The following is a 12,772-nucleotide window of genomic DNA, read 5'->3' as shown; positions in this document are numbered from 1 at the left end:
CCCCCATGTACCAGCCCGCGATCGACCTCGACGCCGTCACGGCCATCGACGTGCACGTGCACATCGAGGTCGACGACCACGGCCACGCCTCGCTGCCCGAGCCGCTGGTGGCGGCGGCGTCGGCCTACTTCCGGACCGACGGGCCCCGGCCCGCGGTCGGGGCGGTGGCGCAGTACTACCGCGAGCGCGGCATGGCCGCCGTCGTCTTCACCGTGGACGCGCGCACCCAACTGCGGCACCCGCCGCTGTCCAGCGTCGACATCGCCCGCGCGGCGGCCGAGCACGCCGACGTGCTCATCCCCTTCGGGTCGGTCGACCCGCGCACCGGCGCGGCGGCCCTCGACCTCGCCGCCCGGCTGATCGAGCAGGAGGGCGTGCGCGGCTTCAAGTTCCACCCCACCGTGCAGGGCTTCGACCCCAGCCACGACGAGTACGCGCCGCTGTGGGGCCTGATCGAGCGGGCCGGCGTCCCGGCGATCTTCCACACCGGACAGACCGGCATCGGCGCCGGCACCCCCGGCGGCCACGGCCTGCGCCTCGGCCTGTCGAACCCGATGCTGCTCGACCCGGTCGCCGCCGACTTCCCCGACCTCCAGATCATTCTGGCGCACCCCTCGGTGCCCTGGCAGGACGAGGCGCTGTCCGTGGTCACGCACAAGCCCAACACCTGGATCGACCTGTCCGGCTGGAGCCCGAAGTACTTCCCGGCCGAGCTGGTGCGCCACGCCAACTCGTCGCTGCGGCGACGGGTCCTCTTCGGCACCGACTACCCCCTGCTCACCCCCGACCGCTGGCTGCGCGACGTGGCGGCCACCGACCTCAGGCCGGACGTGCTGCCGGGCATCCTCAAGGACAACGCGGCCCGGCTGCTGGGCCTCGCCCGGTGACGACGAGAGGAAGCGCCATGACGACGACCACCACCTACGAGCGGCTCGCCGACCTCGCCGGCGTCGACCTGGGCTGCACCGGCTACCGGACGGTCAGCCAGGACCAGGTGAACCTGTTCGCGGACGCCACCGACGACCACCAGTGGATCCACGTCGACCCCGAACGGGCGCGGACCGGCCCGTTCGGCGCGCCGATCGCGCACGGCTTCCTGACCCTCTCGCTGGCCGTTCCCTTCTGGACGGAGCTGCTGGAGGTCGAGGGCGTGGCCACGAAGGTGAACTACGGGCTCGACCGGGTGCGCTTCCCCGCCCCGGTCGCGGTCGGGTCGCGGGTGCGGATGCGGGCCACCGTCGTCGAGGTCACCGAGGTCCGCGGCGGCTACCAGCTCGTCGTCGACCAGACGATCGAGATCGAGGGCGGGACGAAGCCGGCGGTCGTCGCGCGCGGGCTGTACCGCTTCCACGCCTGAGCGCGGGAGGCTGTACCGCTTCCACGCCTGAGGCCGGGAGCCCGCCGGCCGGACCGGCACACCACCTCCACCACCAGGAGACCGACGATGCACCAGCACGGGATCGGCGTCTGGACGGCCAGGCGTCGGCTCAAGTCCCCGGACAAGGTCGCCCTCGTCCACGGCGAGGGCGACACCGTCACGTACCGGCAGCTCGCCGACGCCGTGGACCGGGTCTCGGCGGCGCTGCGCCAGCTGGGCGTCGGCCGGGGGGACGCCGTCGCCTACCTGGGGGAGAACAGCCCGGAGTTCCTCCAGGTGATGTTCGCGGCGGCGCAGGTCGGCGCGGTCTTCGTGCCGGTCAACACCCGCCTCGCGCCGCCCGAGATCGGCCACGTCCTCGCCGACTGCCGCGCGCGCGTGCTGATCCACGACCCCGACCTCGCGGGTTCGGTGGCCGTCGTCGGGCCGGCCGCCCGGCCCCCGCACGTCGTCGTCACCGGCGCGGGCGGCGCGGACCGGCCGGGCCTGGCCGACCTGGCGCGGGCCGCCGACGCCGGTGCCGCCGGCCCGGTCGAGACCGGTCACGGGGACCCGGCGGCGATCGTCTACACCTCGGGCACCACCGGCCGGGCCAAGGGCGCGGTGCTGACCCACGGGAACCTCACCTGGGTCGCGCTCAACTGCGTGGTCGACTACGACGTCGTCTCGACCGACGTGGCGCTCATGATCTCCCCGCTGTTCCACGTCGCCTCGCTCGGCATGGGCGCCCTGCCGGTCATCCTCAAGGGCGCCACCCTGGTCGTCGAGAAGGGCTTCGACCCGGGGCGGGCGCTCGCGCAGATCGAGCGGCACGGGGTCACCATGCTCAGCGGCGTGCCGACCACCTACCAGTTGCTGGCCGACCATCCCGCCTGGGCGTCGACCGACCTGTCGACGCTGGCGAAGCTCACCTGCGGCGGCTCGGCCGTGCCCGCGCGCATCCTCGACGCGTACGAGGCGCGGGGCCTGTCGTTCTCGCAGGGCTACGGCATGACGGAGGCGTCCCCGGGGGCGACCGCCCTGCCGACGGCGATGACCCGCGCCAAGCAGGGCAGCGTCGGCCTGCCGCACTTCTTCACCGACGTGCGCGTCACCGACGCGGCGGGCCGGCCGGCGTCCACCGGCGAGGTCGGCGAGATCGAGGTGGCCGGGCCGAACGTCTTCGCCGGCTACCACGGGCTCGCCGGGGCGACCGCCGAGGCGTTCACCGCCGACGGGTGGTTCCGCTCCGGCGACCTGGGCCACCTGGACGCCGACGGCTACCTCTACATCGCCGGCCGGCTCAAGGACATGATCATCTCGGGCGGCGAGAACATCTACCCGGCCGAGGTCGAGCAGCTCCTCGCCGAGATCGACGGGGTGGTCTCGGCGGCGGTCATCGGCGTGCCGGACGAGCGCTGGGGCGAGGTGCCGTGGGCGGTCGTCACCGTGCGGGCGGGGGCGAGGGTGGACACCGACACCGTGCGGGCGCGCCTCGACGGCCGGATCGCCCGCTACAAGCTGCCGAAGAACGTCGTCATCGTCGACGAGCTGCCGCGGACGGCGTCGGGGAAGGTGCGGAAGGCCGAGCTGCGGGCCCGGTTCGCCGGCTGACCGCGGGACGGGCCGCGACGAGCGCGGCGAACTCCGCCGTGGACGCCTCGGCCAGCGCCCGGTGCACCCGCCGGTAGGTCTCCACCGACCGGGTGGCCGGCCACTGCGCGTCCATGAACTCGGCCGGCAGCCGCGGGTCGGCGCGCAGCAGCGCGAGCCAGTCGGCCACCAGCATCGTGCGCACGGTCAGGGCGCTCGACGCCATCGCCGGCGCGGCCGGGTCGCCCCACACGTCGATGAACGCGAGGTGCGCGCGCCGGATCGCCTCGATGTCCCAGGCGGCGCGGACGCTCTCGGCGATCGGGAACCCGGCGAGCTCGCGGGCGTGGAACGCCACCACGGCGTGCGGCGGGAGGTCCTGCCGCAGCGGCTCCAGCGACCCGGCGAGGTCGACCTCGCCGGGGGCCAGCCACAGCCCGTCCCGCAGCGGCGCGAAGCCCTCCCAGGTCAGCGTCGAGCGCAGCCGGTGCCGCAGCATCCGCTGGTCCTCCGGGATCGAGAAGGTCACCAGGGTCCACCCGCTGCCCTGCGGGTCGAACGGCCGCGGCCCGCGCACCCGGTGGGTCGCCTCCCGCAGCACCGCCATCCCGTGCTCGGTCAGCGCGAACAGGATCTCCCGGCCGTTGCGGCTGCGCGCGAGGATGCCGCTGCGCACGAGCCGGTCGAGGGTCGCCCGCGTCGCCGGCGCGGCGACGCCCGCGCCCTCCAGCACCTGGATCAGGACGCTGGCCCGGATCGGCCCCGTGGCGCCGTCGACGACGTGCTCGCCGAAGAAGGCGAGCAGCAGTTGCTTCGGCTGGCGACTGGCCACGGCCCTTCCCTTCGCCGGGTCCGCCGTCACGGCGCGGGCCGTGGGGCGACGGCCCGCCCGCGCTTGGCCCGCTGGATCTCGCCGTAGACGTGCGTGCGCAGGTGCGTGAAGCGGGGCAGGGCGCGGGTGCCGATCTGGTCGCGTTCGGGCGGCAGGTCGATGGCGAGGTCCTCCTGGACCCGGGTCGGCGAGCTGGACAACACGATGACCCGCTGGCCCAGGTAGACCGACTCGTCGATGTCGTGGGTGACGAAGACGATCGACATCCCCCGGCTGGCGTGCAGCTCGCGGACCAGATCCTCCAGGTCCGCCCGGGTCTGCGCGTCCACCGCGGCGAACGGCTCGTCCATGATCAGGACCTCCGGCTGGTACGCGACGGCCCGCGCGATCGCCACGCGCTGCTGCATCCCGCCGGAGAGCTGCCACGGGTGGCTGGGCGCGGCGTGCGCCAGGCCCACCGCGTCGAGCGCGTCGTCGACCAGCCGACGCCGCTGCGCGCGGGAGAGCTTCTTGTGCCGCAGCGGCAGCTCGACGTTGCCGCGCACCGTCAGCCACGGATAGAGGCTGCGGCCGTACTCCTGGAACACGACGGCCATGGCGGGGCTCGGCCCGGTCACCGGCGCGCCGTCCATCTCGACCACGCCGCCGGTGGGCCGCAGCAGCCCGGCGAGACACTTCAGCAGGGTGGTCTTGCCGCAGCCGGACGGCCCGACGACGCAGACCAGCTCGCCGGCCGCCATCGTGAAGCTGACGTCCCCGATCGCCTCGACGCCGCCCGTCGTGGACTCGTAGACCTTGCGCAGGTGCTCCACCCGCAGCAGGGTGCGGTCAGGCACGGTGGACCTCCCGGATTCCGTGGTACCAGCGCAGGACGCGCCGTTCGACGAGACCGAAGGCGACGGCGAGCAGGACGCCGACTCCGCCGAGCAGGAGGATGCCGCTCCACATCTCGGCGATGAGGTAGTTGCGCTGGAAGTAGGCGATCCGGTAGCCGAGCCCGGCCGACGAGGCGAACATCTCGGAGATGACCATCAGGATGAGCGCGACCGAGAGGGCCTGCCGGACCCCGGTCATGATCCGGGGGCTGGCGGCCGGCAGCACGAGGAACCGGAGCCGCTGCCACCGGGACACCCGGAACGACCGGGCCGTCTCCGTCATGACGCTGTCGGTCGCCCGGACGCCCTCGACCGTGTTCAGCAGGATCGGCCAGACCGCGCCGGAGGCGATCACCACGACCTTCATGGTGTCGGTGATGCCGAGCAGGAGCATGACCACCGGGATCAGCACGGGCGGCGGGACCGCCCGGAGGAACTCCAGCAACGGTTCGAGCAGCTCGCGCAGCCAGGGGGTCAGGCCGATGACGGCGCCGGCGGCGACGCCCAGCACGATCGACGCGGCGACGCCGAGACCGAGGCGGTAGAGGCTCGGCAGCACGTCCTCGACGAACGCGGGGCCGACCCAGGTGTCCACGAAGGCGTCGAGGATCGCCGCCGGGCCGGGGAGGAACCGGTTCGTCGCCCTCGTCGCCGCCAGGCCCCAGGCCACCAGGAGCAGCGTCGGCAGCCCCAGCGCGTGGCCGAGGCCCGCCGCGATCCGGGGCCCGACGCCCCGACGGCGCGGCGTGGTGGCGATCCGGCCGGGGTGGGTCGTCATCCGGCCTCCTCCCCCCGTACGGACTGGTGCCACGACAGCGCCCGGCGCTCGACGAACCGGAAGACGAGGTTCACCGTAAGCCCGAGCAGCCCGGTGACCACGACGAGGGCGTACAGGCCGACGGCGTCCCCGGCGGAGCGGGACAGCTCGATCATGCGCCCGAGCCCGGGGTTGCCGATCACCATCTCCGCGGTCACGGCGAGGATGAGCGCGACCGCCGCCGCGAGCCGCAGGCCCGTCATCAGGTACGGCAGGGCGGTCGGCAGGACCAGGTGCGTCAGCCGCTCGCGGCGGGTCAGGCCGAAGCTGCGGGCGGTGTCGCGGGCGACCGCGTCGACGTCGGCGACGCCGTAGATCACCTGCACGAACACCTGCCAGAACGACGCGTAGACGATGATGACGAGGGCGGCCTGCCGCTGGATGCCGAACATCAGCACGGCGAGCGGGATGAGGGCGACCGACGGGACCGGCCGCAGGAACTCGACCGTCGTGTGGGTGGCGCGCCGCAGGGGCGGGGCGAGGCCGACGACCGTGCCGAGGACGACGGCGGCGCAGGTGGCCACCGTCAGGCCGATCGCCCAGGACGTCATGGTGGCGCCCAGCCGCCGCCAGAACGCGAGGTCGACGAGCTGCTCGGACAGCCGCGCCAGCACGTCGGTGACGTACGGCAGGTACTGCGGATCGACCAGGCCCAGGGCCGGGACGAGCTGCCAGCCGACGAGGAACCCGGCCAGGCCGGCGACGCCCAGCAGCGCCCTGCGCAGCGGCCGGGCGGCTCGGGTGGTGCGGACGCTCATGTCACCTCCGTGTTCGCGTGGGTGCCGGCCCTTTCCGCCCGGGTGGCCGGGGAGGGCGCGGGCGCGCCGGCTACCGCTGGCGGACGAGCCGGTCGAGGTCGGGCTGCCGGTCGAGCACCTGGTACTTCTGCGCGAGTTCGGCGAGCCTCTGGAGGCTCGACCGGTCGACCTGCCAGCCGAACGCCGGCAGCCGCACCGAGTCGGCCACCGGCGGCGGCAGTTGGAGGTTGTCCTTGATGGCCTGCCGGACGGCCGTCTCGTTGGCGGGGTCCCCGGCCCACTCCAGGGTCCGCTTCATCGCCGCCGAGAAGTCCTCGACCAGCTTGGCGTCCTTTTCCGTGCGGTCGGCGGTGGTGATCGTGGTGAGGGTGGTCAGGCCGGGCACGACCGCCTGGTAGGGCGCGACGACGAAGGTGTCGCCCCGGCTCCTGAGCTGGGTGACGAAGGGCTCCGGCACCCAGGCGGCGTCGATGTTGCCCGCCGCCAGCTGGGCCGGGGCGTCGGGGAAGGCGACCTCGACGAACTTGATCTTCGACGGGTCGCCGCCGTCCCTCTCGACCGCCGCCATGATCGTCACGTCGCCGGCGGCGCCCAGGCTGTTGACCGAGACCCGTTTGCCCGCGAGGTCGGCCGGCCGCCTGATGCCGGACTTCGCCGAGGCGACCACGGCGTTGATGTCGTCGCCCTCGGCGTACGAGGAGGCGTAGTTGCCGATGATGACGACGCCGAGGTTGCTCAGGTCGGCCCGGAACGGGCCGAAGGGCTGGCCGATCGCGAAGTCGATGTCGCCGTTGAGCAGGGCGGGGATGGCCTGCGCGCCGCCCTGGGCCGGCAGCACCTCGACCTGGAGCCCGCGCTCGGCGAAGAGGCCCGCCTTGATGCCGCCCCACAGCGCGGCGGTCTCGGTGATGGGCAGCGCCGCGACCCGGACCTTGCGCAGGTCGCCCGAGGTCTGCTCGGACGGGGCGGACGCGTCGGAGTCGGTGCATCCGGTGAGGGCGATCGCGGCGGCGGCGATCAGCCCGAGAGCCATGACCTTCTTCATTGACGGGGCCCTTCCTGGGCGGGGGTGGCGCGGGGTGGTGGTGCGTCGGAAGCCGGCGGATGCCTCGGGCCTGCGGGTGGATCGACCGCCGCGTGGGGGCGCACGCCGCCGTGCTGGCCATGGTCGGCCACCCGGGCATCGAAAGTCAAGAATTTCTGACGCCCGTCATGAATAGGTTGAACAACGCTCCGCTGTGGCGGCGTCGCTCCCCTCAGACCTCGGGCAGGCCCACGTAGTTCTCGGCCAGGCTCGTGGCGAAGGCGCGGGACGTGGCGACGTAGCGCAGCGTGGCGGTCTGCACCTTCGTCTCGTACGGGTCGTCGCGGTCCAGCCGGTGCAGCATGGAGGTCATCCACCAGGAGAAGTGCTGTGCCCGCCAGACCCGGCGCAGCGCCGTGGCCGAGTAGCCCGCCAGCAGGTCCGCGCGCCCCCGGTCGTACCACCCGGCGAAGGCGTCGGCGAGCAGCGCGACGTCGGCGAGGGCCAGGTTCATGCCCTTCGCGCCGGTGGGCGGGACGATGTGCACGGCGTCGCCGGCCAGGAACAGCCGCTCCCAGCGCATCGGCTCGACCACGAAGCTGCGCATCGGGGTGACGGACTTCTCCAGGATCGGCCCCGCGGTGAGCGACCAGCCGGGCACCGTCTCCAGCCGCGTCCGCAGCTCCGCCCAGATCCGCTCGTCCGGCCACGCGGCGACGTCCTCGTCGGGCGCGACCTGGAGGTAGAGCCGGGAGATCTCGGGCGAGCGCATGCTGTAGAGGGCGAAGCCCCGGTCGTGGTGGGCGTAGACGAGCTCCGTCACGGCCGGCGCGGCGGCGGCGAGGACGCCCAGCCAGGCGAACGGGTACGTCCGCTCGTAGGTGGTCAGCGCCCCCTCGGGCGCTGCGCGCCGGCTGACCCCGTGGAACCCGTCGCAGCCGGCCACGAAGTCGCAGCGCAGCTCCTCCTCGCGCCCGTCGCGTCGGAAGTGGACGACCGGCGAGTCCGAGTCGAGGCCGACCAGGCGGACGGCGTCGGCCTCGAAGAGGATCCGGCCGCCGGCCGCCAGCCGGGCGGCGATCAGATCCTTGACCACCTCCTGCTGCCCGTAGACGGTGATCGCCCGCCCGGTCAGCTCCGTCATCGGCACCCGGTGCGACTCCCCGGCGAAGCGCAGCTCGATGCCCTCGTGCCGCAGCCCCTCCCGCAGCAGCCGCTCGCCGAGCCCGGCGCGGCAGAGCAGGTCGACCGAGCCCTGTTCGAGGACCCCGGCCCGGACCCGGTGCTCGACGTGGTCGCGGCTGCGGCTCTCCAGCACCACGGACTCGATCCCGCGCAGGTGCAGCAGGTGCGACAGCATGAGCCCCGCCGGCCCGGCGCCGACGATCCCGACCTGGGTACGCATCAGCGGCATCCTCCCGGGAGTGTTCGCTCAGCGAACGGGTGTTCTCCTGTGGAACGTTGGCACGCGTCCCCGGCCCGCGTCAACGCGCGGCCCGCGCGCGCGGGCCCTCCCCGGTGGACGGTGGCCCCGGCGTTGACGGATGCCGTCGGCCGCGCCTACGTTCGACATCTGTACGGCGGTCCGCATGGCGAACGTCCGGCGTCCCCGGGCTCTCGTGGCCGGCGGGAGGCCCCGGCGGGGGCGCGTCGCCGCGACCGCCGACAGCCCGACGGGAGGACCATGACCCACGACACCGTCCACCAGGCCGGCGGCGGCCTGCCGCTGCCGCGCTACCGGCGCGACGACGTCGACGCCCACCCGCCCCTGCTCAGCCCCGGCTACCGGTCCACCGTGGCGCGCGCGCCACGGCGGCCGCCAGCCCACCTGCCGCAGCGGCTGACCGAGATCACCGGGCCACTGCTGGGGGCGGGGCGGCTCGGCGACCTCGACCACGACCTGACCCGCCAGCACGACGGGGAGCCGCAGGGCCAGCGGATCGTCGTGCACGGCCGGGTCCGTGACGGCGACGGGCGGCCCGTCGCGCACACGCTTGTCGAGATCTGGCAGGCCAACGCCGCCGGCCGGTACCGCCACGCCAGCGACACCTGGCCGGCGCCGCTCGACCCGCACTTCGACGGCGTCGGCCGGGCGCTCACCGACGAGCACGGGCGGTACCGCTTCGTCACCGTGCGGCCCGGCGCCTACCCCTGGCACAACCACGACAACGCCTGGCGGCCGGCGCACATCCACTTCTCCCTCTTCGGCCGCGCGTTCACCCAGCGGCTGGTGACGCAGATGTACTTCCCCGACGACCCCCTCTTCGCCCGGGACCCGATCGCCCAGTCGGTCCGCGACCCCGCCGCCCGGCAGCGGATGGTCGCCCGCTACGACCACGCCGCCACGATGCCCGAGTGGGCGCTGGCGTACGAGTTCGACATCGTGCTGCGGGGCCGGGAGGGCACCCCCTTCGAGGACGGGGCCGACGGCGATGGGTGAGCGGCTGGGCGTCACCCCCGCGCAGACCGTCGGGCCGTACCTGCGCATCGGCCTGCGCTGGCCCGACGGCCCGTACGTCGTGCCCGAGGGCACCCCGGGCGCGTTCTGGGTGCGCGGCCGGATCACCGACGGCGCGGGCGGACCGGTGACCGACGCCCTGGTGGAGAGCTGGCAGGCCGACCCCGACGGCCGGTTCGACCACCCCGACGACCCGCGCGGGGCCCGGCCGCCAGCGCTCGCGGGCTTCCGCGGCTTCGGGCGCAGCGAGACCGACGGGCAGGGCTGCTACCGGCTGCTGACCGTCAGGCCGGGCCCGCTGCCCGACCCCGACGGCGGCGTCGAAGCCCCCCACCTGACCCTGTCCGTCTTCGGGCGGGGGCTGCTGCACCGCCTGGTCACCCGGCTCTACTTCCCCGACGAGCCGGCGGCCAACGCCGTCGACCCCGTGCTGCGCGGCGTCGACGCCGACCGCCGCGACACGCTGCTGGCGGCTCCCGCGCCGGACGGGCTCCGCTTCGACATCCGCCTGCAGGGCGACCGTGAGACCGTCTTCTTCGCCGTCTGACGGCCTGCCCGGCGGGCTGCTCGGTGGCCTCTCCGGGGCCCCGGACGTCGACGCGGAACTCGGCGACCCGGCCCTGCTGCGGGCGATGCTCGACGTGGAGGCCGCGCTCGCCCGCGCCGCGGCGGACGCCGGCGTGACGCCCCCGGCGGCCGCCGACGCGATCGTCGCGCACTGCCACGCCGGGCGGTACGACCCGGTGGCGCTCGGCCGGGCGGCCGACGCCGCCGGCAACCCGGTCGTCCCGCTCGTGCGCGAGCTGACCGCCGCCGTGCCGGCGTCCGCCCGGCCCTGGGTGCACGTCGGGGCGACCAGCCAGGACGTCCTGGACACGGCGCTGACCCTGGTGGCCGTGCGGGCGCACGACCCGCTGCGGCGGCACCTCGACGCCGCCGTCGCCGCCGCCGCCCGGCTCGCCGCCGCCCACCGGGACACGGTGATGGTCGCCCGGACCCTCGGGCAGCAGGCCGCGCCGACCACGTTCGGACTCAAGGCGGCAGGCTGGCTGACCGGCCTGGCCGACGCCCGCGACCGGCTCCGGCAGGCGGCCGCGGCGCAGCCCGCGCAGCTCGGCGGCGCGGTCGGCACCCTGGCCGCGTTCGGCCCGGCGGGCCCGCAGGTCGCCGAGCGGTTCGCGGCGCACCTGGGCCTGCCCGCCACCGCGCTGCCCTGGCACACCCGCCGACAGCCCCGGCTCGACCTGGCCGCCGCCTGCGGCGGACTCCTCGTGGCCACCGGCAAGGCCGCGCTCGACGTCGGGCTGCTCGCCCAGACCGAGGTCGGCGAGGTCGCCGAGGGCGACGCCGGGCGGGGCGGCTCCTCGGCCATGCCGCACAAGCGCAACCCGGTGGACTCGGTTCTCGTCACCGCCGCGACGCGCCGCGCCCCGGGCCTCGTCGCCACGCTGTTCGCCGCGGCCGTGCACGAGCACGAGCGCGCCGCCGGCGCCTGGCACGCCGAGTGGGAACCCCTGCTCGACCTGCTGCGCTGCGCCGGCGGCGCGGCCGCCCGCTGCGCCCGGATGCTGGCCGGGCTGCGGGTCCACCCCGGGCGGATGCGGGAGAACCTCGACGCGGCCGGCGGCCTCGTGCTCGCCGAGGCCGTCGCCGCGCGGCTCGCCCCGGCCGTCGGCCGCGGCGTCGCACACGACCTGGTCGCCCGCGCCGCCGCCGCGCCCGCGTTCCGGGCCGCGCTGCTCGCCGACCCCGACATCCGCGCCCACCTGTCCGAGGCCGACGTCGACGAGGCGCTCGACCCGCGCCGCTGGCTCGGCTCCGCCGGCCGGCTCGTCGACCGCGCCCTGGCCGCCACCCGGGACGGCCACGGGTGACCGCCCGCCTGCACCTCGCCGTCGACGGCCCGGCCGCCGCGCCGGTGCTGCTGCTCGGCGGCTCGCTCGGCACCACCGGGGCGATGTGGGGACCCCAGGTCCCGGCGCTCGCGCGGCACTTCCGGGTCATCCGGTACGACCACCTGGGCCACGGCCGCTCGGCGGTGCCGGCCGGGCCGTACACGATGGACCTGCTGGGCCGGGAGCTGCTGCGGACGCTGGACGACCTCGACGTGCCGTGGGTCCACTACGCGGGGTTGTCCCTCGGCGGCATGGTCGGCATGTGGCTCGCCGCGCACGCGCCCGAGCGAGTGCGGCGGCTGGCGCTGCTGTGCACCTCGGCGTCGCTCGGCCCGCCCGGGCAGTGGCGGGCCCGGGCGGCGACGGTGCGCGCCGGCGGCCTGGCGGCGATCGCCGACGCGGTGGTGGCCCGCTGGTTCACCCCGGCGTTCGCCGCGGTCCGGCCGGACGTGGTCGCCGGCTACCGCGCCATGCTGACCGCGACCTCCCCGGCCGGCTACGCCGCCTGCTGCGAGGCGATCGCCACGATGGACCTGCGCGCGGATCTCGGCCGGATCGGCGCGCCGACGCTTGTCGTCGCCGGCGCGGACGACCCGGCCACCCCGGTCGCGCACGCCCGCGAGATCGTCCGACGGATCCCCGGGGCGCGGCTGGCCGTGGTCGACGCGGCGGCGCACCTGGCCAACGTGGAGCAACCCGGGCGGGTGGGCCGGCTCCTGCGGGACCACCTCCTCCCGCCCGGCCCCGTCGACGAGGAACCCGGTGACCGATGAACGACCGCGAGCGGCACGACGCAGGCATGACGGTGCGCCGGGAGGTGCTGGGGGACGCGCACGTCGACCGCGCGATCGCCGGCACCGACGCGTTCACCGCCGACTTCCAGGACTTCATCACCCGCTACGCGTGGGGGGAGGTGTGGACCCGGCCCGGCCTGGACCGCCGCGCCCGGAGCTGCGTGACCCTCGCCGTGCTCGCCGCCCTGCACCACGACGAGGAGCTGGCCCTGCACGTCCGCGCCGCGCTGCGCAACGGGTTGAGCCCGCAGGAGGTGGCGGAGGTCCTGCTCCAGGTCGGCGTCTACGCTGGCGTACCGGCGGCGAACCGGGCGTTCAGGGTGGCCCGGGAGGCCCTGCGGCAGGAGCCCGGCGAAGCGTGAGCCCGGT

14 protein-coding genes are annotated in these 12,772 nt (G+C 75.3%); 8 read left to right on the top strand and 6 right to left on the bottom strand.

Annotated elements, in window-relative coordinates; all coding sequences use genetic code 11:
- Window positions 1–5 precede the first annotated feature (5 nt).
- The 3 genes from HDA31_RS17865 to HDA31_RS17855 all read left to right on the top strand — a co-directional run bounded on the left by HDA31_RS17865 (window position 6) and on the right by HDA31_RS17855 (window position 2,971).
- A complete protein-coding gene (locus tag HDA31_RS17865; protein WP_178064308.1) occupies window positions 6–887 on the top strand; it encodes an amidohydrolase family protein in 882 nt (293 codons plus the stop codon).
- A 17-nt stretch (window positions 888–904) separates the two neighbouring features.
- On the top strand, window positions 905–1,357 hold the full coding sequence (locus tag HDA31_RS17860) for a MaoC family dehydratase (protein WP_074478743.1): 453 nt from the start codon (window positions 905–907) through the stop codon (window positions 1,355–1,357).
- 87 nt (window positions 1,358–1,444) lie between these two features.
- Window positions 1,445–2,971, top strand: coding sequence for an acyl-CoA synthetase (locus HDA31_RS17855; RefSeq protein WP_178064309.1), 1,527 nt, complete (start codon window positions 1,445–1,447; stop codon window positions 2,969–2,971).
- On the opposite strand, the gene HDA31_RS17850 is transcribed toward HDA31_RS17855, so the two are convergent.
- The 6 genes from HDA31_RS17850 to HDA31_RS17825 all read right to left on the bottom strand — a co-directional run bounded on the left by HDA31_RS17850 (window position 2,895) and on the right by HDA31_RS17825 (window position 8,661).
- Window positions 2,895–3,782, bottom strand: a complete 888-nt coding sequence (locus HDA31_RS17850) for a PaaX family transcriptional regulator (RefSeq protein ID WP_178064310.1) — start codon at window positions 3,780–3,782, stop codon at window positions 2,895–2,897. The genes HDA31_RS17855 and HDA31_RS17850 overlap by 77 nt on opposite strands.
- Before the next feature lie 26 nt (window positions 3,783–3,808).
- Complete coding sequence (locus tag HDA31_RS17845) at window positions 3,809–4,618, bottom strand: ABC transporter ATP-binding protein (protein ID WP_178064311.1); 810 nt, start codon at window positions 4,616–4,618, stop codon at window positions 3,809–3,811.
- The gene (locus HDA31_RS17840; protein ID WP_083302991.1) at window positions 4,611–5,435 is read right to left on the bottom strand and encodes an ABC transporter permease; all 825 of its coding nucleotides are present in this window, start codon (window positions 5,433–5,435) and stop codon (window positions 4,611–4,613) included. The genes HDA31_RS17845 and HDA31_RS17840 overlap by 8 nt, the downstream gene beginning before the upstream one ends.
- Entirely contained in the window at window positions 5,432–6,232 is an 801-nt protein-coding gene (locus HDA31_RS17835; RefSeq protein WP_178064312.1) for an ABC transporter permease, read from the bottom strand. Before HDA31_RS17835 ends, HDA31_RS17840 begins: the two co-directional genes overlap by 4 nt.
- Before the next feature lie 70 nt (window positions 6,233–6,302).
- The gene (locus tag HDA31_RS17830) at window positions 6,303–7,265 is read right to left on the bottom strand and encodes an ABC transporter substrate-binding protein (RefSeq protein WP_246384559.1); all 963 of its coding nucleotides are present in this window, start codon (window positions 7,263–7,265) and stop codon (window positions 6,303–6,305) included.
- 223 nt (window positions 7,266–7,488) lie between these two features.
- On the bottom strand, window positions 7,489–8,661 hold the full coding sequence (locus HDA31_RS17825; RefSeq protein ID WP_178064314.1) for a 4-hydroxybenzoate 3-monooxygenase: 1,173 nt from the start codon (window positions 8,659–8,661) through the stop codon (window positions 7,489–7,491).
- Between the two features lie 279 nt (window positions 8,662–8,940).
- On the opposite strand from HDA31_RS17825, the gene pcaH reads away from it, so the two are divergent.
- The 5 genes from pcaH to pcaC are packed head-to-tail and all read left to right on the top strand — an operon-like array spanning window position 8,941 to window position 12,765.
- Window positions 8,941–9,696 carry a protocatechuate 3,4-dioxygenase subunit beta gene (pcaH, locus tag HDA31_RS17820; RefSeq protein ID WP_178064315.1) on the top strand — a complete coding sequence of 252 codons (756 nt, stop codon included), beginning with the start codon at window positions 8,941–8,943 and terminating at the stop codon, window positions 9,694–9,696.
- Window positions 9,689–10,261, top strand: a complete 573-nt coding sequence (gene pcaG / locus HDA31_RS17815) for a protocatechuate 3,4-dioxygenase subunit alpha (RefSeq protein WP_178064316.1) — start codon at window positions 9,689–9,691, stop codon at window positions 10,259–10,261. Before pcaH ends, pcaG begins: the two co-directional genes overlap by 8 nt.
- Window positions 10,236–11,588, top strand: coding sequence for a 3-carboxy-cis,cis-muconate cycloisomerase (pcaB, locus tag HDA31_RS17810; RefSeq protein WP_178064317.1), 1,353 nt, complete (start codon window positions 10,236–10,238; stop codon window positions 11,586–11,588). Before pcaG ends, pcaB begins: the two co-directional genes overlap by 26 nt.
- Entirely contained in the window at window positions 11,585–12,382 is a 798-nt protein-coding gene (gene pcaD, locus HDA31_RS17805) for a 3-oxoadipate enol-lactonase (protein WP_246384561.1), read from the top strand. The genes pcaB and pcaD overlap by 4 nt, the downstream gene beginning before the upstream one ends.
- Window positions 12,379–12,765 (top strand): 4-carboxymuconolactone decarboxylase, encoded by a 387-nt coding sequence (pcaC, locus tag HDA31_RS17800; protein WP_178064318.1) that lies wholly within the window; start codon window positions 12,379–12,381, stop codon window positions 12,763–12,765. The genes pcaD and pcaC overlap by 4 nt, the downstream gene beginning before the upstream one ends.
- Window positions 12,766–12,772: the final 7 nt, after the last annotated feature.

The organism is Micromonospora carbonacea, assembly GCF_014205165.1.
GTDB lineage: Bacteria > Actinomycetota > Actinomycetes > Mycobacteriales > Micromonosporaceae > Micromonospora > Micromonospora carbonacea.
The sequence above is the reverse complement of the archived record's forward strand: the minus strand, read 5'-3'. Positions and strand labels throughout refer to the sequence as shown.

Excerpts from the sequence above, each read along its gene's own strand:
- HDA31_RS17865 (WP_178064308.1), top strand. The coding sequence starts at position 6 with ATGTACCAGCCCGCGATCGACCTCGACGCCGTCACGGCCATCGACGTG.
- HDA31_RS17860 (WP_074478743.1), top strand. The coding sequence starts at position 905 with ATGACGACGACCACCACCTACGAGCGGCTCGCCGACCTCGCCGGCGTC.
- HDA31_RS17855 (WP_178064309.1), top strand. The coding sequence starts at position 1,445 with ATGCACCAGCACGGGATCGGCGTCTGGACGGCCAGGCGTCGGCTCAAG.
- HDA31_RS17840 (WP_083302991.1), bottom strand. The coding sequence starts at position 5,435 with ATGACGACCCACCCCGGCCGGATCGCCACCACGCCGCGCCGTCGGGGC.
- HDA31_RS17835 (WP_178064312.1), bottom strand. The coding sequence starts at position 6,232 with ATGAGCGTCCGCACCACCCGAGCCGCCCGGCCGCTGCGCAGGGCGCTG.
- HDA31_RS17830 (WP_246384559.1), bottom strand. The coding sequence starts at position 7,265 with ATGGCTCTCGGGCTGATCGCCGCCGCCGCGATCGCCCTCACCGGATGC.
- HDA31_RS17825 (WP_178064314.1), bottom strand. The coding sequence starts at position 8,661 with ATGCGTACCCAGGTCGGGATCGTCGGCGCCGGGCCGGCGGGGCTCATG.
- pcaH (WP_178064315.1), top strand. The coding sequence starts at position 8,941 with ATGACCCACGACACCGTCCACCAGGCCGGCGGCGGCCTGCCGCTGCCG.
- pcaG (WP_178064316.1), top strand. The coding sequence starts at position 9,689 with ATGGGTGAGCGGCTGGGCGTCACCCCCGCGCAGACCGTCGGGCCGTAC.
- pcaC (WP_178064318.1), top strand. The coding sequence starts at position 12,379 with ATGAACGACCGCGAGCGGCACGACGCAGGCATGACGGTGCGCCGGGAG.